Origin of the sequence: Achromobacter sp. Root83 (assembly GCF_001428845.1) — a bacterium.
GTDB lineage: Bacteria > Pseudomonadota > Gammaproteobacteria > Burkholderiales > Burkholderiaceae_B > Achromobacter.
The window spans coordinates 53,185-74,327 of record NZ_LMIU01000001.1 but is presented as its reverse complement, the minus strand read 5'-3'; the positions used below and the strand labels follow the sequence as shown (position 1 = coordinate 74,327).

Sequence of the window (21,143 nt, the reverse complement as noted above, 5' to 3'; positions counted from 1 at the left end):
CCATTTATTGAAATACGAGTCCTATTATTTAGGATTCACACAAAGGGCAGCAGCGATTGGTTCGCCCCCGCGATCGCGGGGCGCCCCGCGCATGCCGGCCCGTCCAACCCCCAAGGAGACTTGCATGAAACAGTTGTGGCGCATTGCCCTGGCCAGCGCGGTGCTGGCGCTGACGGCCAACCCCGCCGCGGCCGACGCCTGGCCCGCGAAACCCGTGCGCATGGTGGTGCCATTCCCGCCGGGCGGCGCCACGGACGCGGCCGCGCGCATCTATGCGCAGCACCTGGGCGACTTCCTGGGCCAGAGCGTGGTGGTGGAGAACAAGGCCGGCGCGGGCGGCGAGATCGGGGCGGAGTTCGTCGCCAAGTCGCCGGCCGACGGCTACACGCTCTTGATGGGCGCGGTGGGCAGCCATGCGATCCACGCGGCCATGCCCGACAAGCCGGGCTATGACTTCGGCACCGCCTTCGTCGGCGTATCCATGGCGACCAGCATGCCGATGGCGGTGGCCGTGAACAGCGGCAAGATCCCCGCCCGGAACGTGCAGGAACTGATCGCGCTGGCCAAGAGCAAGCCTGGCTCCATTACTTTCGGATCGGCGGGTCCTGGCACGTCGCAGCACATGGCGGGCGAACTCTTCCAGGTTGCCACCGGCATCAAGCTCATGCATGTGCCGTATCGCGGCAGCGGTCCGGCCATCACCGACCTCCTGGGCGGGCAGATCGACATGGTCATCGAAACGCTGCCCGCGCTGCTGCCGCAAGTGGCCAGCGGCAAGATCCGGCTGCTGGGCGTGACAACCGCAACGCGCGCCACGGCCCTGCCCGATCTGCCCACGCTGATGGAACAGGGCGTCAAGGACTACGCGGTCGCCACTACCTACGCCTTGCTGGCGCCGGCCGGCACGCCGCCTGCGGTGGTCGACAAGCTGTCGGCCGGCATGCAGAAGGCCGCCGCCATGCCGTCCGTGCAGCAGGCCGCCCTGAAGCTGGGCGCGGATGCGGTGGCCACCTCGCCCCCGGACACCGGCCGCGTGCTCAAGCAGGAGGTCGCACGCTGGGCGGATGTCGTGCGCCTGTCGGGGGCCAAATAATGCCTCGGCGTCCGCTGCCCGCCCCGCCGGTTGCGGTGGACCTGGCCATCGTGGGCGGCGGCTCGGTCGCGGTCAGCTTTCTTTATCAGTTCCTGCTGGCGCTGGACGCGGATCCGGTGCGGCGTCCGCTGACGATCCATCTGTTCGAGCCGCAAGCCGAGCCGGGACCGGGCGGCGCCTACCAGGACGACCTGCCCAGCAACCTGCTCAACATCCCGGCCGGCAACATGTCGGCGCGGGCCGACCGGCGGCTGGACTTCGTGGAATGGCTGCGGGAACAGGACCCCGCGTGGCTGGGCGCCTACGGCGTGGACGCGATCGATCCCGCGGACTTCCTGCCCCGCCCGCTGTTCGGCGCCTACATGCGCGCGGTCTACGTCCGCTGCCGCGCACTCGCGCAAAGCGCGGGCATAACGTTTACGCATGTGCCCTGCCGCGTCAGCCGCGTGGCGCCCCGCCCCGATGGGCGGGTGGACATCGAGTCCCCCAGCGGCGCGGCTAGCGTGGCTTGCCACGCCGTGCTGTGCAATGGCAATCTGCCGTCGCAGGCATTTCCCGCGCTGGAAGAAGCTCCGGGCTATTTCAACAGTCCTTATCCGGTGGCAGCGCTTGCCGGGGGCATCGCTCCCGATGCCTCGGTCTGCATCGTGGGCACCAGCCTGAGCGCGGTGGACGCCGTGGCGGCCCTGCAGCAGGCCGGCCATCAAGGCTCCATCGTGTGCGTATCGCGCAATGGCCGGCTGCCGTCCGTGCGCAGTCCTCACAACCGGCCGCCGGACACGCTGCTGCAATTGAGCCGCGACGGCGCCTTGCTGCTTGCCGCCCGGCACGGCGGCGCCCTCTCGATCGACGTGATCTGGCAGGCGCTGCGCGACGAGGTGCTGGCGCTCGGAGGTTCCCTGGACGGCGGCGACCTGCTGGGGCTGCAGGGCGATGCGCCGACCGCGCTGGACGAGGAAATACGGCGTTCGGCGCATGCGGCCCGGCCCTGGCAGGCCGTGGCCGCGGCCACCAACTCGGCAGTGGACCAGATCTGGCATCTGATGCCGGATGCCGAGCGCAAGCGCTTCCAGTCGCAATGGCGATCGCTATGGATGGCGCGGCGCGCCACCTTCCCGATGCGCAATGCCCTGAAGCTGCAGGCCTTGTTCAAGACAGGCCAGTTGCGAGTGGCCTCCGGCTTCATCGGCAGCCGCCACGACAGCGCGGCCGGCACGTTCCATACGCGTCTGCGCACGGCGGATGGCGAGGCCGTGCATGTCAGCCGCTACCTCGTCAACGCCACCAGTTTTTCGGTGGACGCGCAGCGCACGGCGGACCCGCTGATCGCCACGTTGCTGCTCGAAGGCCACGCACAGGCCGACGCCCACGGCGGACTGGCGCTGGACTACGGCACCGGCTGCCTGAAGGACGCCCGCGGGGACGCGCATCCGGGTATATCGGTGCTGGGCAGCCTGGCCGGCGGCACCTACTTCTGGACGACCTCCATGGACGTCAATGCGCGGCTGGCCAACGGCCAGGCGGTACGCATCGCGGCCGCGCTGGCCGCCCGGCCCGCTATTGGTCCAGGAAACCCCGGCGATACCCCATCCCTTGCGAAATGGACTGCGCACAGGCCGCCACGTCCGGCGCCAGCTGCTTCATCCTAGCGGCGCTCAGCCGGTCCAGCGGACCGGAAATGCCCACCGCCGCCACGGGCTGGTCCAGGCTGTTGAACACGGTCACGGCCAGTCCGCCCACGCCCTCGCGCCACTCGCCGCGATTGACCGCATAGCCGGCGCGCGCGATCTTGCGCAGCTCGTCCTTCAGCAGCGGCATGGACACGATGGTGGAAGGCGTGTGGCGAACCATCTGCTCCGCATAGCGCTCGACATAGCCTTCCGCCTGGTAGGCCAGCAGAGCCTTGCCCGTGGCCACGGCGTACGCGGGCGCGCGCCCTCCGACCATGGAATAGGCGCGGATGGGCTGCGGGCTGTCGATCTTGTCCACATACACCACGTCGAAGCCGTCCAGCACGGACAGATGCACGGTTTCGCCGGTCTGGTCAGCCAGCGTGCGCATGAAGGGCGCGGCCAGCTTGCGGACGTCGAGTTGCGCAAGCTGCCGGGCCGCCAGTTCGAAGAGACGCACGGCGCCGCGATATCCGCCGCCGTCGTCGTCCTTGATCACGTAGCCGGCATGTATCAGTGTCTGCAGCGTGCGATGCGTGTTGCTGCGGGTCAGCCCCACGCGCGCGGCCAGGGCGTCGATCGTGCGCGGCGGATTGTCCACATCCGTCACCGCCTCCAACACCATCAGGCCTTTGAGCAGCGTCTTGTCCATACGTGAATTTTCCTAATATTTAGGACAAGAACATAGCACGGGACGCCGCGCCGGAACAGCGCTTTGCGTGCACGGCGCAAGGCGGGCCACTCAGCGCAGCAACAGAGATTCCTCTGGTATTGACGGACCCTAGGCCTTCAGGCCGGAAATCGTGGCCCGCACGGCTTCGGACCGATCCCACAGATTGGGCAGGCTGCCCGACGAATACCCCGACACGAACGGCTTGGCCTGCCCGGTGGCGGGGTCGTAGACATGGCGCGAAACCGCGCCGATATTGCCGCCATAGAGATGCACGCTGATGGAGACGCGGTCGGGATAGGCATTGGACACGCGGTGGATGTCGCCTTCAACCGGCGACAGCCGCTCTATGTCTCCGGGCCGCAGGGTCGTGGCCTCGCCCGCGAGCGCCAGCGCGCCGCCCGCGTCCCGGGTGTATCGCTGATTGACCTCGGCGCCGCGCAGCATGCCCACATATCCCCAGACTTCGTGGTCGTGAACAGGCGTGAACTGGCCGGCCCCCCATACAAAGCTCACCAGCGAAAACCGTTCCAGCGGGTCGCAATGCAGCAGGTACTGCTGGTAATACTGCGGATGCGGCGCGGTACAGGCTTCGGGAAGCCAGTCATCGTGGCTGATCAGGTCCGCGAAGGCGGCTTCCAGCGCGGGCGTCTGGTCCAGCGCCTGCGGCGACGCCAACCGTGTCGCGGTGGCGATAAAACGGCGCAGGCGGTCCAGTCCGGTTAGCGATTCAGGCATTGCAGATCTCCAGAGCGTATTCAAATCCCAGATTGAAAAAACAGTATCCACGATTCGGGACGCCTGCGCACGCGCGCCCATGGCGCGGGCCAGCCCACCCCGGCAAAGCGCTGCTTGACACGTCCCTGCCCGCGCGTGCAGCGTATCGGACTGTCTTCAAGGCTGGTAATGAAAAACACGCATCACGATATACCGCCCGCACTGGCGCAGGCGCTGCGCCAGGCGCGCCGCGTCGTCGTCTTCACGGGGGCCGGCGTTTCGGCTGAAAGCGGCATCGCCACCTTTCGGGATGCGCTGACGGGCCTGTGGTCCCGCTTCGACGCGCAGGCGCTGGCGACGCCCGAAGCGTTCAGAGCACATCCCGATATCGTGTGGGGCTGGTATGAATGGCGGCGCGCACAGGTCCTGCGCGCCATGCCCAACGCCGCGCACCGCGCCATCGCGGAACTGGCGCGGCATGTGCCCGAACTCGCCGTCATCACCCAAAACGTGGACGACCTGCACGAACGCGCGGGCAGCCCTCGGGTCACGCATCTGCACGGGAGCCTGCACGCGCCACGCTGTTCGGTTTGCGGATCGCCATATGCCTTTGCCACCGACGTGTCCGATGGGGCTGATGTGGCCGATGAGCAGGAAACCGGCCGGCGCATCGCGCCGCCCGCCTGCGCGCATTGTTCGGCGCCGGTACGGCCCGGCGTCGTGTGGTTCGGAGAAAGCCTGCCGGCCGATTCCTGGAGCGCCGCCGTGCACGCCGCGCAACGATGCGACCTGATGTTCAGCATCGGCACGTCGGCCCTGGTCCATCCCGCGGCGGAGCTGCCTGGGCATGCGCTGGCATCGGGCGCCACCCTCGTGCAGGTCAATCCCGCCGCCACCCCGCTGGATGCGCAAGCGCATCACAACCTGCGTGGCGCGGCCGCCGACGTGATGCCACGGGTGCTGGCAAGTGCGGGCTTTGCCGCGCGCGGCCCCCAACGTTGAGCGTGCCGGCCGGAAGGAACGGCGCGTGAGGTTTTGTGAAGATGTTGCAGGCATGCACACCGTCCCACGACAGGGGTGCGGGACGAGGGGAAACCCCAAATCTCACCGCTGCGACAGGGCGATAAAGTGTTGTAATGGGTTTCGATTGTGGAGATGATCATTCCGTTTTCCTGGAGGCTTCCCGATGTGTTCGTGCGTTCGCCAGACGGCGTCCTGCACCGTGTGGTGCGTCATGCCACGACCACGGACACCATCGCCAAACTCGAGGGCATGCCCAGCAATTACCATCTGGATTGCGAGTGCAAGCTCGATAGCGGCGAAACGCTGTGCTGGATAGGCAACGGCCAGTATCGCCAGTTGAAGGGCGGCGCCATCTTTCTTGCCGAATCCGCCACCACGACGCCGCGCGGCGAACGCCCTGAGAGCCACGCCGCCCCCGGCCATGAAAAAACCGCAGCCGCCCGGCGCGCGTCGCGCAAGAAGCACACCTCGGCGTACGAGCGCGTCCCCTCCGCTGTCGTCGATCTGAAAACCGGCAACGACTGGAGCCTGATCCGGGCATGGCGCGAACACCTCAATATCAGCACCGCGGACATGGCCGCCCGGCTGGGCGTGGACCATGCCATCTATATCGACTTGGAACGCCCGCGCCCCCGGCCTCGGCAGATCATCCTGGACCGCGTATCGGCTGCCTTGGGTGTTTCGCCTGAACAACTCGATGATTCATTGCTAGGAGGACAGTTTCGCTAGCGCATCGCGCGGGATCGCCTTCCATCCCGCCTGCCCTATGAACTGTTCAAACGACTTTGGCGCCGACACACAACGGCCCGCGCATGGAGGTACTGAATATGCTCGGCACCGCAAGACGATTGACCGACGTGCTCGCCACGTCGCCGGACGGCACGCTTTACCGCATAGAACGGTTCGTTTCCGATCCTGGCGCCTATTCCGCGCTGGGCACGCCTCGCTTCGATCCCAAGACCCACTGCGTCTGCCGCACGAGTTCAGGCGAAAAAGTCGCCTGGCTGGGGGGACAGACCTACCAATTGCTCAAGAGCGGCACGTCCCTGACCGCGGTGGACCGGCGGCGCGGCTGACGCGCAGCACCTCCCAATGCCCGCCGCCTCGACGTCCTGAGAGTCCAGGACTTGGGGCAAGACCTGCCCGCGCCCGCTCCGGTCGAAAGACCACGGCCCCAACGGTCGCGGCCATAACGCCGGCGGCCGTTGTTTCCGCGGCTTCCCCCCACGGCAAGACAAAAGAAAGCGGCTTGATGGAAGACCATCAAGCCGCTTTTTTTCTTGCTCTTTTTTCTTGCTCTTTTTTCTTGCTGACACCGCGCTGTTGCGCGCGGGTCTGAATAAGGTGGTGCGCCCGGCAGGATTCGAACCTACGACCCCCTGGTTCGTAGCCAGGTACTCTATCCAGCTGAGCTACGGGCGCCCCGAAAGAGGCGTGTTTATAACACGAAAGAATCCGGCCATGCAAATCCAGAGGCAAGCCGGCCCTCTATTCCCCTTCCGTTTTCACGCACGCCGCCTGCCCTGTATTTGAGCCATGTCAAGGATGCGCGCACGCATCGCGCAGTACGCTGAAGACAGAGGCCAGACGCTGCGCCTCGCATACTCACCAGGCAAAAGCATGGCCAAGAAGTTTCCACTGCACCCCAAACACCCCGAACGCATCTGCTGGGGCTGCGACCGATATTGTCCGACGGACTCGATGGCATGCGGCAACGGCTCGGGACGCACCATGCATCCCGCGGAATCGCTCGGAGACGACTGGTACATGGTGGGTGACTGGGGCTTTGAAGACGGCGACGAAAAGCCGAAAGCCAAGGAAGAAGAAAAAGAGCCGGAAGAATCGGCGCATTGATCGGGTCCGGTGGCTGTACCCGCAGTTGCGTCCTGCAGTTGCGTCCTGCAGTTGCGTCCTGCAGTTGCGTCCTGCAATTGCCCCGCAGTTGCCCCGCAGTTGGGTCGCAGTTGCCCCGCCAGCGCCTGCATCCCTAATCCGCGCGCGGCAAAACAAAAAGGCCTTCGATCGAAGATCAAAGGCCTTTCCATTTTCTTTGCTTTAGTGGTGCGCCCGGCAGGATTCGAACCTACGACCCCCTGGTTCGTAGCCAGGTACTCTATCCAGCTGAGCTACGGGCGCTCCGGCAAAGAGGCAAAATTATATCAGAATAATTAAGCCGTATTTACTGACCTTGCTTTTTTCTTTCCCTGCCCAAACCAAAAAACTTTGGTATGAACATTGGCATATATAAGCATAAACAAATATATGACTGGTGCGCCCGGCAGGATTCGAACCTACGACCCCCTGGTTCGTAGCCAGGTACTCTATCCAGCTGAGCTACGGGCGCATCAAAAAGCAAGCCTTGAATAATAGCGTGCTTTCGATAACTGTGCAAGCGTGTCGGGCTGATCCGCGCCTGTCAGACCGGTTGCCGGGGCGCTACCGCGCTCGCCTGTCCGTGGACCAGCAAGGCATAGATTTCCGCTACGCGTTCGATCGTGATTCCCTCGCGCTGCTCGACCGCCAGCGGATGGCTCGTGGGCTCCAGCTCGATCAGCGGCCGGATGCCGTCGTCCCTGAGATGGACGTGGGTCTTCAATCCCATCGTGCCCGGATACGGGTCGAGCCGCGTCGTAAGCCAACCGAACAGAGGCGGCGTCTGCGAGCGCTTCGGCTCATCGGACATCCGCACCCAGGTCTCGTAGCTGTCCAGGCTGAGCGAGACCCACACACCCCACACGAAGGGTTCTGCATGCCCTTCAATCGGAAGCTCGATGCAGCCGCGCACGTAGAAGTACTGCTCGTCGATCACGCAATCGTCGCTGCCCAGATCGCAGCGTTGCTCACGCTCTTCCGGTGCAACGGCGTAGTAGGTTTGAGGTGCATCGGCGCCGAAGCTCGGCAGGCCGTGATGGACCTCATCGCACGAGGCGCATTTGAAGGAAAAATCCATGATGGAGCAAGTGCCGCGCGGCCCTGTCGGCCTCGCCGGCCAGAGTAGCTGGAAAGGCGCCATTCTATCCGCCCCGCCCGCCCTCCCCTTTCTTCCTACGCGTGGCCGCGTGCGAAAATCCGGGATCGATACTCGGAGGCGGTTCTTGTGAAACACCTGCTCGTCAGCCTGGACAAACTGCATGATTTCGACGAAATCATCGACGTGCGCACGCCGCTCGAGTATGCCGACGATCACATCCCCGGCGCCTGCAACGCGCCCGTGCTCAGCAACGACGAACGCGTGCTGATCGGTACGATGTACAAGCAGGTTTCGCCATTCGAAGCATCCCGCGCGGGCGCCGCCCTCGTCGCCCGCAACATCGCCCGCCACCTGGAGACCACCTTCGCTGAACGCCCCCAGGGCTGGCGTCCGCTGGTGTACTGCTGGCGAGGCGGCAAGCGCTCGGGCTCGATGACGCTCATGTTCAACATGATAGGCTGGCGCGCCCGCCAACTGGACGGCGGCTACAAGACCTACCGCCGCGCCACGCTGGATGCCCTGGAAACCCTTTCCTCGGCCCAGCAATGCGTGGTGCTGACCGGCCCCACCGGCAGCGGCAAGACACGCCTGCTGCACGCCCTGCACCAGGCAGGCGCGCAGACGCTGGACCTGGAGGAGCTTGCATCCCATCGAGGATCCCTGCTGGGCGCGCTACCCGACGCGCAACAGCCTACGCAGAAGCGCTTCGACACCCTGCTGGCGGCCCGCCTGCGTGAACTCGATGCCAGCCGGCCCGTGTTCGTCGAAGCGGAAAGCCGCAAGATCGGCGCGGTGGAGATTCCCGCCTCTTTGCTTCACGCCATGCATCAGGGCCCATGCATTGAAGTGCATTCGACGCGCGAAGACAGGACAGCCTTTCTGCAGCAGGACTATGCGCGGCTCTTCGACAATCCCGGCTGGCTCAAGGCGCAACTGCAACGCATGCTGGGCCTGCATAGCCGCGACACCATCAATGGCTGGGTCAGGCTGGTGGACGAAGGCCGCCGCGAAGCGCTGGCCCGCGAACTTATCGACAGGCACTACGACCCCGCCTACGCACGCAGTTCGCAATCGCACTTCGTGCAACTGCCGCAGGCCTTGCGTCTGGACTTTCGGCCCAATGACCCGGACGTGGCCGAACAGGCCCGCGCGCTGATCGCCGCGTTCAAAAGCAAAGACGCGAAACGGCCGGCCTGACCGCCAGGGCGCGGATCTTCAGGGCCGCAACACCCAGGCAATGGCCCGCTCAGCGAGCGTGCCGCCCGCCTTGGCGGTATGGCGCAACCCAGTCCGGCAACTGCACGGGTCTGCGCAGCACGTCGTCGTTCAGCCACAGCGCGCTTTGGCGCGCTCTGCGGGCAACCGTGTCCAGCGGCAGTTGTTGGTAGTCGTCGTTGAACACCTCGAAGCTGTAGTCTCCCCGGTAACCCAGCCGCTGCAGCCGCAGCACCAAATCAGCCAACTGCTCGCTGTGCACCCCTTCACCCGGGAATACACGAAATGTGCGAGCGGTGGTCATCCGTTCTTCGACAGTCTGCGCTTCCTGCCACATGAAGTCGGCCAGTTGCACCAGGAAAATCTTGTCCGGGTCCAGGTCTTCAATGGCGTCCAGCGAGGTCTGCGCGGCAAACACGTGATAGGAATCCAGTCCCAGGCCGAGATTCGGACAGTCGGCGCGGCAGACTACATCCCAGGCCGCGGTAAATTCGTTGACGGTGCGCCCCCAGGACAGGCCCTCGAAAGCGATCTTGATACCCAGCGGCAACGCCAGCATGGCCAGCTTGCGCAGATCGCGCGCAATGGCGTCCAGATCCTGCGTGGCATGCCGCAACGTCGATGAGCAGGCCAGTAGCAGCTTGCTGTCGAGCGCGGCGCACATCTCCAGCATCGACTTGGCGATATCCACCTTGTAGTGGTGCAGATGGCCGGACAGGCCTTCGAAATCGCGCAGCACCTGAAAACCCGTGGGCCGCAGGCCACTGGCGCGCACGGCGGCCACGGCCGCCGCCAGGCCCTGCGGATGGCCCGCGATATCCCGGGCGCTCAGCATGACCTGCGAGAAACCCGCCCCCTTCATCGCCACCAGCTTGGCCTCCAGCGGACCCGTCAGTGTGATGGTGTCCATTCCGTATGCGTCGAGCATCTGCATGGTCTGCGTCCTCAATCAGCGGGCTGGTGCACCAGCTCGAACGCTACCGAACCTGGCAGGTGACGGGTCAGCGCACCACGGTCTTCGGGGTGCAACTGGGACGACTCGATGAACTCGATACCCTTGGCCTTGAGATGCTCGATGGCCGCCGCCACATCTGGCACGCCCAGGCCCACTCGCGGCAGGCATTCCGGCGCGCCGTCGGACTCCATCCGGGGATCCGGCTCGATGACCTGCCACAGGAACTGGCCGCAAGGGCTGCGCATCAGCGTGCCTTTGGGCAGGATGCCGAAACGCTGATCGTCAGGAATCAGATCAAAACCGAACATTTCCTGGTAGTACGCGATCCAGTCCGCGCTGCGGTCGACTCCGATGTACTGCACGACACCGAAGTACGACATGCCATCGATCGCCGGCGGGTGCGGGTCCACCGTGGGGATGGCCACAAAATCTATGTCGTAGATGGAAAACTCCTTCCACCGGTCGACAAAGTAGAAGCGGCTGCCTCCCGGGCCGTGGATGGCCGGAATATGCAGCTCCATTGCCTGAGCGTGGCTGGTCACTTCCCACGCACCCAGGTCCAGGCAGCGCCGGAAGGTCTTGTAGGCATCCCGCACCCGGAAGGCAACGGCCGAAATCACCGCAGAGCCGTCAACGGTGGCGGACACCCGGCTGTCTTCCAGATGCGCATTCACCACCAGATTCATGCTGCCCTGGCGGTACAGGACCACCTCGCGCGACCGGTGCCGGGCCACAGGGAAAAAGCCCATCATTTCCAGCGCCTGGCCCAGCGCCTGCGGGCGGCTGGTGACATATTCGATGAATTCGATGCCTTCGATCCCGGCGGGATTGGGCATGTCTGGAACCGCTTCGCGGTTGGACGAGATATTTGGCATGAAAATCTCCTCGGGTTCAGGACTGGAAGTCAGTAAACCATCGCCGCTATGGCCCGCAACTCTTCGGCCGTGGCGCTGCCAAAGCCAAAGAACTCCAGATAGGCGGGAATCATCTCGAACAGCATGTCCGTGCCCAACTGCACCTGGCAGCCCTTGTCGCGGGCCATGCGCAGAAGGGCCGTGTATTCGCTCTTCATCACCACTTCGCCCACGAACGTCTCGGGGCTGATGCGTGCCGCATCGAAGGGCAAGGGGTCGCCCTCTTTCATGCCCAGCGGCGTGGCATTGACGACTACATTGAAGCCCTGGGGATCGTTGGAGCCGCAGCGCACCTGCAGCCTGGGGTAGTGCTTGCGCAACCGTGCGGCTAGCGCCAGGGCGCTGTCGGCATGGGCATCAAACAGCGCAAGCTCCCCCACACCGGCGGCTGCCAACGATGCGGCAATGGCCGAGCCCACGCCGCCCGCACCCGCGACCAGCACGCGCGCGCCCTCGAGCCTGCGCCCCTTGCGCACCACACCGCGCACAAAGCCCGCGCCGTCGAACTGGTCGCCCAGCAGCGAACCATCTTCGCGCCTGAGCACTGCGTTGCAGGCCCCCGCGATGTGCACCGCCGGCGTCACCTCGTGTACCTTCTGCACCACGGCGACCTTGTGCGGCATGGTGATCAGCGCGCCGCGCAGATTGGACAGCCGCAGGACAGCATCGAAGCTCTGTGCAAAGTCCTCGGCCTTCACGCCCATGGGCACCACGAACGCATCGATTCCCTTGCGCTCGAACCAGGGGTTGTAGATCATCGGCGCCTTGAAGCTTTCGGTGGGGTAGCCAATGTGGGCAATGAGGGTGGTCTTGCCCGTGATCATGGCCGCTCCGTCACAGCCGGCTTCAGAGCGCGCGCATCGGCCATGCGCTGCGCACTCAGGCGGTCGTACTCGGCCTTGTCCACGGGTTGCGCATCGGGCCGGCCCAGATCCTGAATGCGGATACGGTAGGTTTCCCGCGCGCTAAGGGCAGCCACTGCGGCCACCACGGTGATGCCGAACGCGATCGCGCCCACCGTCAGCCAGATGCTGGTGGAGCCCGGAGGCGCGACTGCGGTGAACAGCGCCGGCAGCATGGCGGTGATGGCCGTGCCCACGTTCTGCGAGATCGCCATGGCCGAGACGCGGGTGCGCGTGGGAAACAGCTCGGGGTAGAAGCTCGGGAACACGGCGTTGTAGCCCTGGTAAACCACACCCCACATCAGGATGGAGATGGTGAACGCCAGCGGCACGCTCTTGATGCTGATGGCGTAGAGATACGCAAAAGCCAGAAGCCCCGACAGCAGCGCGCCTGCCACCAGAGGCGGCCTCCGGCCTATGCGGTCCGACAGGCCACCCACCAGGGGAATGACAAAAACCGCGACGATGTTGCCGACCACCGGAATCCACAGGTACATATCCTTGGCAAAGCCTATGCCGTAGGCCGGTTGCACGGCATAGGCCGCGCCGAAGATCGTGGCCACCACCGGGATGACATTCATCAGCGACATGCACACCACGCGCAGCATGTCGGGTGAGCTGTGCTGGAAAGCCTCGACCGCCGGCGAGCGTGGACGCATCGCCTGCGTGCCCATGTCTGTGAAGACCGGCGTCTCATGCACCTCGCGGCGGATGATGTAGCCGGCGATGATGACGACGACACTCAACAGGAACGGAATGCGCCAGCCCCAGCTATTGAATTGCTCGGGGGGCATGTAGTGCGCCAGCGGCAGAAAAACAGCCGCCGCAAGGATCTGCCCGGCCTGCACACCCTGCAATGTGAAGCTGGCGAAATAACCGCGCCGGCCAAACGGCGCATGCTCCAGGATCATGGCGCTGGCTCCCGAGATCTCGCCTGCCACGGCAAATCCCTGGATCAGGCGCATCACCACCAGCAACGCGGGCGCCCACAGGCCAACCTGGTCATAGGTGGGCAGCAGGCCCACGGCGATGGTTGAAAATCCCATAAGGAACATGCACCACACCAGCACCTGCTTGCGGCCGTGAGTGTCACCCAGATGCCCCAGCACAAAGGCCCCTATGGGCCGCGCCACATAGCCCACGCCATAGGTGGCCAGCGAAGCAATGATGGCAATGGCCGGGTCGCTTTGCGGGAAGAATATCTGCGGAAAAACCAGCGCCGCCGCGGTGGCGTAAATGAAGAAATCGTAGTATTCCAGCGCCGAGCCTATCCAACCGCTGGCAGCGGCTTTCCTGGGCTGGTGCTGCGTCCGAGGCGTGTGTTGCGGGCCTTTGCTCATCTATTTCGCTCCGTATTTTTAGTTATCGAAATTCAGCGCCTGAGACCTTGACCATCGGAGCGAGCATCAAATGTGTGTTTATCCCTGCACGCCCGAAGGCCAGTCAGCGCGGCAATTGCTGCTCAAGATCGTGCAGCACCCGGGCCACGCTGGCATTGGGCTCGCGGCCTTCGCGGATCGCGGTGGAGAATTCACGGTCCTGCCATGCAGGTTTTCGGACGGTTCGAGGCGGTGCTTGCCGATCGTGATCTGTTGCGTGCGCCAACGGCAATCACCTGATGGAGTCCGATGGTCAGGGCTTGGTCATCGCCGATATCGTTGCCGTTGGTGTCAGGCCGGTCACGGCCCCGTTCGAACATATCGATAACGGTGACGTCTGCCACGCTTGGCATTGAAGGTACTTTGTTGACCACTAAGTGCGGGCTTAGTGTATTGAGGATTTATTTGTTCCCATAAGTCGAATATGGAATACAAATATAGGCAGATGAGATACTCGGCACGCGTGAGTCCCACATACATGTCGCAGGGCGCGGATGCCATGGGGAAAGCGAGAGCCAATGAAAAACCCGCAGAGCGTTAGCTTCTGCGGGTTTTGAGATATCGCGGTTTATCGCGGTATCTGTATTTGGCGGAGACGGTGTCAACAGCACTACAGCCACAACCAATTGATTTAATTGGTTTTTTAATGTTCGGAAAAAAATAATACCAGCACATATACCAGCAAGTCTGGCGGAATACATGATCTAGGCTTCCGAGGCGTCCATTTTTCCAAGTTCCCGCCTGCCCCCTTCCCGGTGCGTCGGGGGTGCGTCGTTTTGCGTCATCTGCCAAGCCCCACCAGCAGCCGCAGAGGCGCGCCAAAGCTTGCGCCAGGGAGTGACGCAATGTCGAGTCGTTTCTCTCACATTTAGCGCGCAGGCGCGGAGGGGGGAGAACTGCGCGCCAGACCTCTGCACCCATCCGAATACTGTATATTCATACAGTATCGAGAGGCAACCCATGGAATTCTTCGACCGACCACCGCCCGCGCCCCTACCTGCGCCGCGCATACGCGAGCTGTACGCGCGCAATCCAACCGCCGAGGCCTGCGCCCTCGCCTGGGAGATTTGGCGCCTGCAGCGAGTCATCGTGGCCTTGGAGGCCGGCTTGCGCAGCGCCGGCGGACTGCGGCACCGCCAGGACATCATCGACCGCGTGGCCGAGCTGCGGGAATACGTGGCCGGTGAACCGTGCTTAAACGAAGCGCTGGCCGTGAAACCAGGCGCGAAGCGCGGCGAGCAGCGTTAGCGCGGGACACGGACGAAAAAAAACCCCGCACGTGCGGGGCTTGGTCGGGGCGGCGCAATGGCCTATTCGCCGCCCTCGCCGGGGATGGTGTAAGGCTTGAACTTGACCACCTCCTGGCCGATCCATTCGTTGATTTCCATAAACTTCGCTTGCAGCGGCTCCAGTTCGTTGCGGGCGAACACCTTGGCCGCCGATATCGGCGTGCCGAAGCCCCCCGAGTTCGACGGCACCAGACCCATCAACTGCGGCGGCACGCGGTGCGCGGCCAGCACGTCATCGCGCGACACGTTCTTGATGTTGAAAAAGTCATCACGCGCCGCAACCTCGCTCACCGGAATAATCTGCATCCCGTCCTTTTTTCCGCCCGGCGCGTACACGAACAGATTGCGGAAATTGCCCGGCCCCTTGGCCTCCTTCATGGCTTTGCGGATGTCGTCCACATAGGTCTCATCCTGCAGCGGGTCCGTCACGTACATCACAAAGCCCGCATGACTGCCGTTGAGGTAATACTTGCGGCGAAACAACGTTGCCGCCTCGTTAAGCCATGCCGAGTTGAGCGCCGCCAGGTATTCGGGCAGGCCGTAGACTTCCTGGTTGATGTCCGGCTGCATCAGATGGCAAACCGTCCCGTCCTGAAACTGGTGCTCCTGGCCAGCGCTGGGGATGAAGTAATACCGCCCAGGTTCCACGCCGCGCCGCGTGTACTTGGCCAGCGCGTGGCGCGTCCCCAGCAATTTTCCGGTCACGCTATCCAAGCGCTCCGCGTAGGCATTGCCGAACGTCAGGAAGTCCACTGCCATTTTTAGGCAGGTCTCGCGCCGGAATGCCGAGTGCGGCTCCAGCGTGGACGCCAAAATATTGGCCTTGAAGTAGATTGCCGAGCTGTGGTGCGGGCTGGCGCGGAACGTCTTGGACAGGCCGCCGAAATGGACGGGCGGCTCATACCATCGGCCGTTGCGCCAGCATTCCAGATATTCCAGGATTTCGCGCCGGTCCAGCACGGGCACGGGATCGCCGAAGGAAAACACTTCGGCATTAGCGGGCGCAGCTGCCGGCTGCGTATCGGGCGCGGTAAACGTGGCGCGCGGTTTGCGTTTGCGTGTCATCCGAATAACTCCATAAATCCTTTGCTGGCGCCGGAGGCGCCTTCCAATGGTTCCCAATCCAACGCGTGCATGAGGGCCCAGGCCAGGTCGGCGTGTCCTGTCTCGCTCGCGCGCCCGGCGTCATAGGTGACGCTGCGGCCGCTCGCGGTCATCGTCTTTCGTATCGCCATCATGGATTGCGCCAGATCCGTGGCGCCGGCGTCGAACTCCAGGCGCTTGTTGCGGATCACGTCGCCAGCTTTGAGCACCAGGCGGCCCTTGACCTCTGGCGAGTAGCTGTAAGCCCGCGCGGCCGGGAAAAACTGCTTGACCAGCTGATATACGCCCTGCCCCATGCCGGTCGCGTCGATACCGATGTATGCGACCGCGTACCGCTCCGTGATTTCCTTGATCTTCTTTGCCTGGGCGGCAAAGTCCATGCCACGGAATTGATGGTGCTCAAGTACGCGGAACTTGCCGCCCGGCGTGCGCGGGGCCGCAAGTACCACGCACCCGGCAGAATCGCCCGTAAGCGAAGGGTCATAGCCCACCAGGACCGGGTAATGCGCGTAAGGACGTATCAGGAACTTTTGAACGTCAACCCATTCAACCATCGCATCGACCATGCAGCCCTGCAGCATCGCCAGCGGGAAGATGGACGCCGTATCGTCAATGAACCCGCACATGAGCAGGTTTTCGAACTGGTCCGGGCTGTATTCAAGGCGCAGCTCTTCAATGTCAAAGAGGTTGCAGCCCCCGGCTTCTGCGTCCAGGATGGTGACGATCTGGCGCCAGATGCGGTCATCGCAGCGGTGGCCATTCTTTAGGATCGAATGCGCCAGCTCGATGGCCACTTGATCGCGCTTCGCCCGCCGCTTGTTGAATACCTCGCCTGTCCAAAGCGGAAAGGCTTCGTGCGCCATGCTCGACGGCGTAGAGAAATACGTCTTGCGCCACTGCTTATGCAGCGCCATGCCGCTGGCCACTTTGTTCAGCTCGCCGAACTTGGGCACCCAAAAAAACTCATCAAAGTAAAAGTTGCCGTGGTAGCTCTGAGCGGTGCGCGCGTTCGTTCCCAGAAAGTACAAATGCGCCCCATTGGGCAAGACAATGGGATCGCCTTTCAGGTCTATATCCGCCGCCTCGCGTGCGAACTGGATGATGTACTGCTTGAAGACGTGCGCCTGCGCTTTCGAGGCGGATAGAAAAATCTGATTCCGCCCGGTCGCAATCGCATCAATCAAGGCCTCGCGTGCGAAGTACCAGGTCGCGCCGATCTGCCGGGATTTCAGAATCATTCGCGTGCGCTGATCACCATTGCGCAGCCAGACCTTTTGATAGTCAAAGAGCGAATCACGGAAGGCCTGCGATAGCTTGGCCGCCTGGTCATCGCTGATCGCGTTGCGCTCTGGCTTGCGCTTGGGCGCAGCATTGCGGCGCTCGATGTTGGGGTTGAGGGTCGATTCGCGGCCGTCGTCGTCGTACTTGCGCACGCGCGCGGTTTTTTCCAGCTGCCGCCCAAGCAGATCAATTTCTTTGAAGTCGCGGCCTTCCTTTTCCGTCTTGGCGATGAGCGTGCATAAGCGCGCCTCCAGCGCTGATTCCACGCGCTCGACGGGCGAGGCCGCGTCCCAGCCATCGCGCGTTTTCCAGCTATGCACCGTCGTGCGCTTCTCGCCCAGGTGGCGCGCGATAGACGAGACGCGCCAGCCCTGCCAATACAGGTCACGGGCAACGCGGCGCGGGTCGATGTGGTCGGTCGATTGCAACATGCCGCCATCCTGCCGGGGTTCTCCGCGCGCGCGTGAGGCTGGGTCTTCTGGAAGGCGCTTGCACAACCTTAATGCGTTGAGCGGCGCGTCCGCCGGGGCCAGTATGGCAACACCCGAACACCACCCACCGAGCACACCCTTATGGATAAATCCCGTTGGTTTACCGTGGCCACCGAAGGCCAAACCACCGATGGCCGCAACATCCTGCGCGCCTGGCTGGAACAAATCGCCGAAACCTACAACCGCGACACCTACGGCGCCCGCATCTGGATGGAGCACATTCGCGGCCTGGTGCCGGAAAGCCCGTTCAAGGCGTATGGCGACGTGCTGGCGGTGCGTACGCAGGAGAACGGCGCTGGCAAGCTGGAACTGCAGGCGCAGCTCGATCCCACGCCCGAGCTGGTGGCCATGACCAAGGGCCGCCAGAAAATCTATACGTCCATCGAGCTGCAGGAGGATTTCGCCGGTACGGGCAAGTGCGGCCTGATCGGCTTGGGCGTCACCGACAGCCCGGCTAGCCTGGGCACGAGCATTCTGGAATTCGCGGCCAAGAACCCCGCCGCCAACCCGCTGGCCTCGCGCAAGCAGTCCCCCAACAACCTCTTCAGCAGCGCGCTGGAGACGGCGCTGAACTTCGACGCCGACCCGCAGGCGCCGGATGAGGCCGCGTCCGCATTCCAGGCTATTGGCGCGTTCTTCCGCGCGCTGCTGCCCGGTCAATCGCAGCAAGCTCCGCAACAGCCCGCGCCTGCTGCATTCACGCCCGGCGACGTTGACGGCGCGGTGCGGGCTTTCGGCGCGCTCGAAAAGGCGTTCAAGCAGACCACGGACGGCCTGGCGCAATCCATCGGCCGGCTCACCACTGAACTGCAGGAGTTCAAGAAGTCCGCGGCCAGCGCCAAAGACCTTGCGGACCTGCGCGCTGACCTCGACAAGACCCCCGGCAATTTCGGCCAGCGGCCGCAGGCGTCGGGCGGCTCGGATCGCGCGCAAACCGACTGCTAACGCGCGCCCACCGCAACCCCATCAAATCCCATTCACTGGATACCTGACATGCGCAACGACACCCGCAAACTCTTCAACGCCTACCTGGGGCGCATCGCCACGCTCAACGGCGTGGACGATGCCACGAAGACCTTCAACGTTCTGCCGAGCGTGCAGCAAACGCTCGAAACCAAGATCCAAGAAAGCTCCGATTTCCTGGGCAGGATCAACATGGTCGGCGTCACCGATCAGCAGGGCGAAAAGCTCGGGTTGAACCTGTCCGGCCCCATCGCCTCGCGCACCAATACGCAGGACCGCGACCGCGCACCGCGTGATCTGACTACCCTGGACCAGAACGGCTACTACTGCCGGCATACGGATTTCGATTCGTTCATCGGGTACGCCAAGCTGGACGCCTGGGCGATCTTTCCCGATTTTGAAGTCCGCATCCGTGACCTGCTGATCCAACGCCAAGCCCTGGACCGCATCATGATCGGTTTCAACGGTACGAGCGTTGCGGCCAATACCGACCCGGCCACCAACACGCTGCTGCAGGACGTGAACAAAGGCTGGCTGCAGAAGATGCGCGAGAGCGCCGAAGAACGCGTTATGGCCGAAGGCAAGACGGTGGGCAAGGTGCAGGTTGGCGCCGCCGGCGATTACAAGAACCTGGATGCGCTGGTGTACGACGCCATCACGCTCCTGGACCCGTGGCACCGTGAAAACTCCCAGCTCGTGGCGGTCGTGGGCCGAGGCCTGATGCATGACAAGTATTTCCCGCTGGTCAATCAGGACAGCCGCGCCACCGATACGCTCGCCGCAGACCTCATCATCAGCCAGAAGCGTATCGGCGGCTTGGCGGCGGTGCAGGCGCCATTCTTCCCGGAGAAAAAGGTACTCATCACCACGCTGGACAACCTTTCCCTGTACTGGCAAGTCGGCGGGCGCCGTCGTCATGTCGAAGAAAACGCCAAGCGCAGCCGCGTGGACACCTACGAAAGCTCGAATGATGATTACGTGGTCGAAGACATGGGCCTGGCCGCGCTAGTGGAAAACATCGAGCTGATCGAGGCCTGACCATGACCAGCCCGGCACAACGACACCGCACGCGGGCGCTGGCCGCCAAGGCGAGCGCGGCCGATGGCGCCGCGCCCGCCGTGGTGGGCGGCATTTTCGGTCAGATGATGGCCAAGCTCACCCAGGACCGGCGCCGCCTTCACGATATCAAGTCCGTGGAACGCAAGATTGGCCTCAAGCGCGAACTGGTCCCGGAGTATCAGGACTATCTCGATGGCGTCCTGAGTGGCAATGCAGGCCAACCGGATGAGGTGCTGACCACGTTGATGGTGTGGCATATCGACGTGGGCGCCTTCGCGCGCGGCCTGGAGCTGGCCGACTACGTGCTGCGCCATGGTTTGCCATTGCCTGAGCGCCTCAAACGCAACACGGCCACGCTGCTGCTGGACGAAGTGGCCGGCGCGATTGCTGGCGGCGCAGTCCTCAAGCATGACGAGGCCATGCTGCTGCTGCAGGAAGTCGCGCGCCTGGTCGATGGCCAGGACGCGCCGGACCAAGCCCGCGCCAAGTTGCATTTGGCCATCGGCAAGACGCTGGCCGAGCAGGCGGGCGACGAGCCGCGCGGACCGTTGCTGGAAATGGCGCGCGCTGCCGTCGCGCAACTGCGCCGCGCCGTGGACCTGCACAGCAGCGTGGGCTGCAAGAAGCTCATCGAACAGCTGGAACGCAAAGTTAAGAACGCCGGTAGTTCCGGCTAACCGAGTGCCCCAAAGCGCACGGCGGCGCGGGCGGAAGGCCGGTCCCTGACCGACTGGATGCCCGCCCACCGCCGACCTGAAAAGCCAACGCCATGAGCTTCATCGCCCCAGCACCCGCAACCCGCACCGTCCCGCCCCAGGCCGTTGCCAACGATGGCTTTTTCCCGGACATCCAGCTGGACCCCGCCCGCCAGGCGCTGCGTCTTGATGGCACCGTCACCGACGAACGCCTACGCTTCGCCCTGGTGGGCGCGCTGCTGGAGGCAGGCAACAGCCTGGCCGCCTGGAAGGCCGCCCAGCTGACACGCGGATATGCGCGCTTGGCCGATGTGCCGGCCGCCCAGCTGGATGGCGTAACGCGCCTGCAGCACGCCTACGTGCGCGCCGTGTACAGCTTGGCCAAGGCGGACCTTATCGAGCGCATGACCGACTACGACACCACGGCTGCCGGCCAGAAGCGCGCCGATTCGCTTAGCGAAGCGTCCGACGATCACCGCCGCAATGCACGCTTCGCTATCGCGGACGTGATCGGTGCTTCCCGCGCCGTGGTGGAGCTGATCTGATGCTAGTTCGCGCGCTCCAAGGCGACACCGTGGACGCCCTGTGCTGGCGGCACCTGCGCACCACCCGCGACGTGGTGGAGCAAACCTACGAACTTAATCCTGGCCTTGCCGACCTGGGCGCCGTGCTGCCGCATGGTCAGGTTGTGACGCTGCCGGACAGCACCCCTCAACCATCGGCGGCGCCTGCCGTCAAACTCTGGGATTGAA

At 63.9% G+C, this 21,143-nt stretch carries 22 protein-coding genes and 3 tRNA genes; 13 read left to right on the top strand and 12 right to left on the bottom strand.

What is annotated here, in order from left to right; genetic code table 11:
- Positions 1-124 precede the first annotated feature (124 nt).
- Both ASE30_RS00390 and ASE30_RS00385 read left to right on the top strand, forming a co-directional pair.
- Positions 125-1,093 (top strand): tripartite tricarboxylate transporter substrate binding protein, encoded by a 969-nt coding sequence (locus ASE30_RS00390; protein ID WP_057282291.1) that lies wholly within the window; start codon positions 125-127, stop codon positions 1,091-1,093.
- The gene (locus tag ASE30_RS00385) at positions 1,093-2,742 is read left to right on the top strand and encodes an FAD/NAD(P)-binding protein (protein ID WP_057282290.1); all 1,650 of its coding nucleotides are present in this window, start codon (positions 1,093-1,095) and stop codon (positions 2,740-2,742) included. The genes ASE30_RS00390 and ASE30_RS00385 overlap by 1 nt, the downstream gene beginning before the upstream one ends.
- Here ASE30_RS00385 and ASE30_RS00380 read toward each other — a convergent pair.
- Positions 2,651-3,415 carry an IclR family transcriptional regulator gene (locus tag ASE30_RS00380; protein WP_057282289.1) on the bottom strand — a complete coding sequence of 255 codons (765 nt, stop codon included), beginning with the start codon at positions 3,413-3,415 and terminating at the stop codon, positions 2,651-2,653. The two genes, ASE30_RS00385 and ASE30_RS00380, sit on opposite strands and share 92 nt — an antisense overlap.
- A 129-nt stretch (positions 3,416-3,544) precedes the next feature.
- Positions 3,545-4,171, bottom strand: a complete 627-nt coding sequence (locus tag ASE30_RS00375) for a cysteine dioxygenase (protein ID WP_057282288.1) — start codon at positions 4,169-4,171, stop codon at positions 3,545-3,547.
- Between the two features lie 168 nt (positions 4,172-4,339).
- On the opposite strand from ASE30_RS00375, the gene ASE30_RS00370 reads away from it, so the two are divergent.
- The 3 genes from ASE30_RS00370 (at position 4,340) to ASE30_RS00360 (ending at position 6,249) form a co-directional block, all read left to right on the top strand.
- Complete coding sequence (locus ASE30_RS00370) at positions 4,340-5,152, top strand: NAD-dependent deacylase (protein ID WP_057282287.1); 813 nt, start codon at positions 4,340-4,342, stop codon at positions 5,150-5,152.
- A gap of 147 nt (positions 5,153-5,299) precedes the next feature.
- Entirely contained in the window at positions 5,300-5,902 is a 603-nt protein-coding gene (locus ASE30_RS00365) for a helix-turn-helix domain-containing protein (RefSeq protein WP_057282286.1), read from the top strand.
- 98 nt (positions 5,903-6,000) lie between these two features.
- The gene (locus ASE30_RS00360; RefSeq protein WP_200964374.1) at positions 6,001-6,249 is read left to right on the top strand and encodes a hypothetical protein; all 249 of its coding nucleotides are present in this window, start codon (positions 6,001-6,003) and stop codon (positions 6,247-6,249) included.
- 269 nt (positions 6,250-6,518) lie between these two features.
- On the opposite strand, the gene ASE30_RS00355 is transcribed toward ASE30_RS00360, so the two are convergent.
- Positions 6,519-6,595 (bottom strand) — tRNA-Arg (locus ASE30_RS00355).
- A 198-nt stretch (positions 6,596-6,793) separates the two neighbouring features.
- Here ASE30_RS00355 and ASE30_RS00350 point away from each other — a divergent pair.
- Complete coding sequence (locus tag ASE30_RS00350; RefSeq protein WP_057282284.1) at positions 6,794-7,027, top strand: DUF3079 domain-containing protein; 234 nt, start codon at positions 6,794-6,796, stop codon at positions 7,025-7,027.
- A gap of 205 nt (positions 7,028-7,232) precedes the next feature.
- Here the strand turns inward: ASE30_RS00350 and ASE30_RS00345 are convergent.
- The 3 genes from ASE30_RS00345 to ASE30_RS00335 form a co-directional block, all read right to left on the bottom strand.
- A tRNA-Arg gene (locus ASE30_RS00345) sits at positions 7,233-7,309 on the bottom strand.
- A gap of 131 nt (positions 7,310-7,440) precedes the next feature.
- Positions 7,441-7,517 (bottom strand) — tRNA-Arg (locus ASE30_RS00340).
- A 72-nt stretch (positions 7,518-7,589) separates the two neighbouring features.
- On the bottom strand, positions 7,590-8,123 hold the full coding sequence (locus tag ASE30_RS00335) for a DUF2199 domain-containing protein (RefSeq protein WP_057282283.1): 534 nt from the start codon (positions 8,121-8,123) through the stop codon (positions 7,590-7,592).
- A 147-nt stretch (positions 8,124-8,270) separates the two neighbouring features.
- On the opposite strand from ASE30_RS00335, the gene mnmH reads away from it, so the two are divergent.
- Entirely contained in the window at positions 8,271-9,341 is a 1,071-nt protein-coding gene (mnmH, locus tag ASE30_RS00330; RefSeq protein ID WP_057282282.1) for a tRNA 2-selenouridine(34) synthase MnmH, read from the top strand.
- 49 nt (positions 9,342-9,390) lie between these two features.
- Here the strand turns inward: mnmH and ASE30_RS00325 are convergent, their stop codons facing one another.
- The 4 genes from ASE30_RS00325 to ASE30_RS00310 are packed head-to-tail and all read right to left on the bottom strand — an operon-like array spanning position 9,391 to position 13,470.
- On the bottom strand, positions 9,391-10,293 hold the full coding sequence (locus ASE30_RS00325; protein ID WP_057282281.1) for a sugar phosphate isomerase/epimerase: 903 nt from the start codon (positions 10,291-10,293) through the stop codon (positions 9,391-9,393).
- A gap of 11 nt (positions 10,294-10,304) precedes the next feature.
- Positions 10,305-11,189 carry a 4-hydroxyphenylpyruvate dioxygenase gene (locus tag ASE30_RS00320; RefSeq protein WP_057282280.1) on the bottom strand — a complete coding sequence of 295 codons (885 nt, stop codon included), beginning with the start codon at positions 11,187-11,189 and terminating at the stop codon, positions 10,305-10,307.
- Positions 11,190-11,218: 29 nt separating this feature from the next.
- Positions 11,219-12,052 (bottom strand): shikimate dehydrogenase, encoded by an 834-nt coding sequence (locus tag ASE30_RS00315; protein WP_057282279.1) that lies wholly within the window; start codon positions 12,050-12,052, stop codon positions 11,219-11,221.
- Entirely contained in the window at positions 12,049-13,470 is a 1,422-nt protein-coding gene (locus ASE30_RS00310; RefSeq protein ID WP_057282278.1) for an MFS transporter, read from the bottom strand. Before ASE30_RS00310 ends, ASE30_RS00315 begins: the two co-directional genes overlap by 4 nt.
- 999 nt (positions 13,471-14,469) lie before the next feature.
- Here ASE30_RS00310 and ASE30_RS00305 point away from each other — a divergent pair.
- Positions 14,470-14,757 (top strand): hypothetical protein, encoded by a 288-nt coding sequence (locus ASE30_RS00305; protein WP_057282277.1) that lies wholly within the window; start codon positions 14,470-14,472, stop codon positions 14,755-14,757.
- A gap of 62 nt (positions 14,758-14,819) precedes the next feature.
- Here the strand turns inward: ASE30_RS00305 and ASE30_RS00300 are convergent, their stop codons facing one another.
- Together ASE30_RS00300 and ASE30_RS00295 are read right to left on the bottom strand one after the other, a co-directional pair.
- Positions 14,820-15,869 carry a phage portal protein gene (locus ASE30_RS00300; RefSeq protein WP_369819291.1) on the bottom strand — a complete coding sequence of 350 codons (1,050 nt, stop codon included), beginning with the start codon at positions 15,867-15,869 and terminating at the stop codon, positions 14,820-14,822.
- Positions 15,860-17,614 (bottom strand): terminase ATPase subunit family protein, encoded by a 1,755-nt coding sequence (locus ASE30_RS00295; protein ID WP_057282275.1) that lies wholly within the window; start codon positions 17,612-17,614, stop codon positions 15,860-15,862. The genes ASE30_RS00300 and ASE30_RS00295 overlap by 10 nt, the downstream gene beginning before the upstream one ends.
- 141 nt (positions 17,615-17,755) lie before the next feature.
- On the opposite strand from ASE30_RS00295, the gene ASE30_RS00290 reads away from it, so the two are divergent.
- The 5 genes from ASE30_RS00290 (at position 17,756) to ASE30_RS00270 (ending at position 21,142) form a co-directional block, all read left to right on the top strand.
- Positions 17,756-18,619 (top strand): GPO family capsid scaffolding protein, encoded by an 864-nt coding sequence (locus ASE30_RS00290; protein WP_057282274.1) that lies wholly within the window; start codon positions 17,756-17,758, stop codon positions 18,617-18,619.
- A gap of 48 nt (positions 18,620-18,667) precedes the next feature.
- Complete coding sequence (locus ASE30_RS00285) at positions 18,668-19,675, top strand: phage major capsid protein, P2 family (protein ID WP_057282273.1); 1,008 nt, start codon at positions 18,668-18,670, stop codon at positions 19,673-19,675.
- Positions 19,676-19,677: 2 nt separating this feature from the next.
- Entirely contained in the window at positions 19,678-20,373 is a 696-nt protein-coding gene (gene gpM / locus ASE30_RS00280) for a phage terminase small subunit (protein WP_057282272.1), read from the top strand.
- 92 nt (positions 20,374-20,465) lie between these two features.
- Positions 20,466-20,936 carry a head completion/stabilization protein gene (locus ASE30_RS00275; protein ID WP_057282271.1) on the top strand — a complete coding sequence of 157 codons (471 nt, stop codon included), beginning with the start codon at positions 20,466-20,468 and terminating at the stop codon, positions 20,934-20,936.
- Positions 20,936-21,142: a tail protein X gene (locus ASE30_RS00270; protein ID WP_057282270.1), complete on the top strand. Its 207-nt coding sequence runs from the start codon at positions 20,936-20,938 to the stop codon at positions 21,140-21,142. The genes ASE30_RS00275 and ASE30_RS00270 overlap by 1 nt, the downstream gene beginning before the upstream one ends.
- Position 21,143: the final 1 nt, after the last annotated feature.

Bases quoted from the DNA above. Each gene is read 5' to 3' on its own strand.
- ASE30_RS00390 (WP_057282291.1), top strand. From the start codon at position 125: ATGAAACAGTTGTGGCGCATTGCCCTGGCCAGCGCGGTGCTGGCGCTG.
- ASE30_RS00385 (WP_057282290.1), top strand. From the start codon at position 1,093: ATGCCTCGGCGTCCGCTGCCCGCCCCGCCGGTTGCGGTGGACCTGGCC.
- ASE30_RS00380 (WP_057282289.1), bottom strand. From the start codon at position 3,415: ATGGACAAGACGCTGCTCAAAGGCCTGATGGTGTTGGAGGCGGTGACG.
- ASE30_RS00375 (WP_057282288.1), bottom strand. From the start codon at position 4,171: ATGCCTGAATCGCTAACCGGACTGGACCGCCTGCGCCGTTTTATCGCC.
- ASE30_RS00370 (WP_057282287.1), top strand. From the start codon at position 4,340: ATGAAAAACACGCATCACGATATACCGCCCGCACTGGCGCAGGCGCTG.
- ASE30_RS00360 (WP_200964374.1), top strand. From the start codon at position 6,001: ATGCTCGGCACCGCAAGACGATTGACCGACGTGCTCGCCACGTCGCCG.
- ASE30_RS00350 (WP_057282284.1), top strand. From the start codon at position 6,794: ATGGCCAAGAAGTTTCCACTGCACCCCAAACACCCCGAACGCATCTGC.
- ASE30_RS00335 (WP_057282283.1), bottom strand. From the start codon at position 8,123: ATGGATTTTTCCTTCAAATGCGCCTCGTGCGATGAGGTCCATCACGGC.
- ASE30_RS00325 (WP_057282281.1), bottom strand. From the start codon at position 10,293: ATGCAGATGCTCGACGCATACGGAATGGACACCATCACACTGACGGGT.
- ASE30_RS00320 (WP_057282280.1), bottom strand. From the start codon at position 11,189: ATGCCAAATATCTCGTCCAACCGCGAAGCGGTTCCAGACATGCCCAAT.
- ASE30_RS00315 (WP_057282279.1), bottom strand. From the start codon at position 12,052: ATGATCACGGGCAAGACCACCCTCATTGCCCACATTGGCTACCCCACC.
- ASE30_RS00310 (WP_057282278.1), bottom strand. From the start codon at position 13,470: ATGAGCAAAGGCCCGCAACACACGCCTCGGACGCAGCACCAGCCCAGG.
- ASE30_RS00305 (WP_057282277.1), top strand. From the start codon at position 14,470: ATGGAATTCTTCGACCGACCACCGCCCGCGCCCCTACCTGCGCCGCGC.
- ASE30_RS00295 (WP_057282275.1), bottom strand. From the start codon at position 17,614: ATGTTGCAATCGACCGACCACATCGACCCGCGCCGCGTTGCCCGTGAC.
- ASE30_RS00290 (WP_057282274.1), top strand. From the start codon at position 17,756: ATGGATAAATCCCGTTGGTTTACCGTGGCCACCGAAGGCCAAACCACC.
- ASE30_RS00285 (WP_057282273.1), top strand. From the start codon at position 18,668: ATGCGCAACGACACCCGCAAACTCTTCAACGCCTACCTGGGGCGCATC.
- gpM (WP_057282272.1), top strand. From the start codon at position 19,678: ATGACCAGCCCGGCACAACGACACCGCACGCGGGCGCTGGCCGCCAAG.
- ASE30_RS00275 (WP_057282271.1), top strand. From the start codon at position 20,466: ATGAGCTTCATCGCCCCAGCACCCGCAACCCGCACCGTCCCGCCCCAG.
- ASE30_RS00270 (WP_057282270.1), top strand. From the start codon at position 20,936: ATGCTAGTTCGCGCGCTCCAAGGCGACACCGTGGACGCCCTGTGCTGG.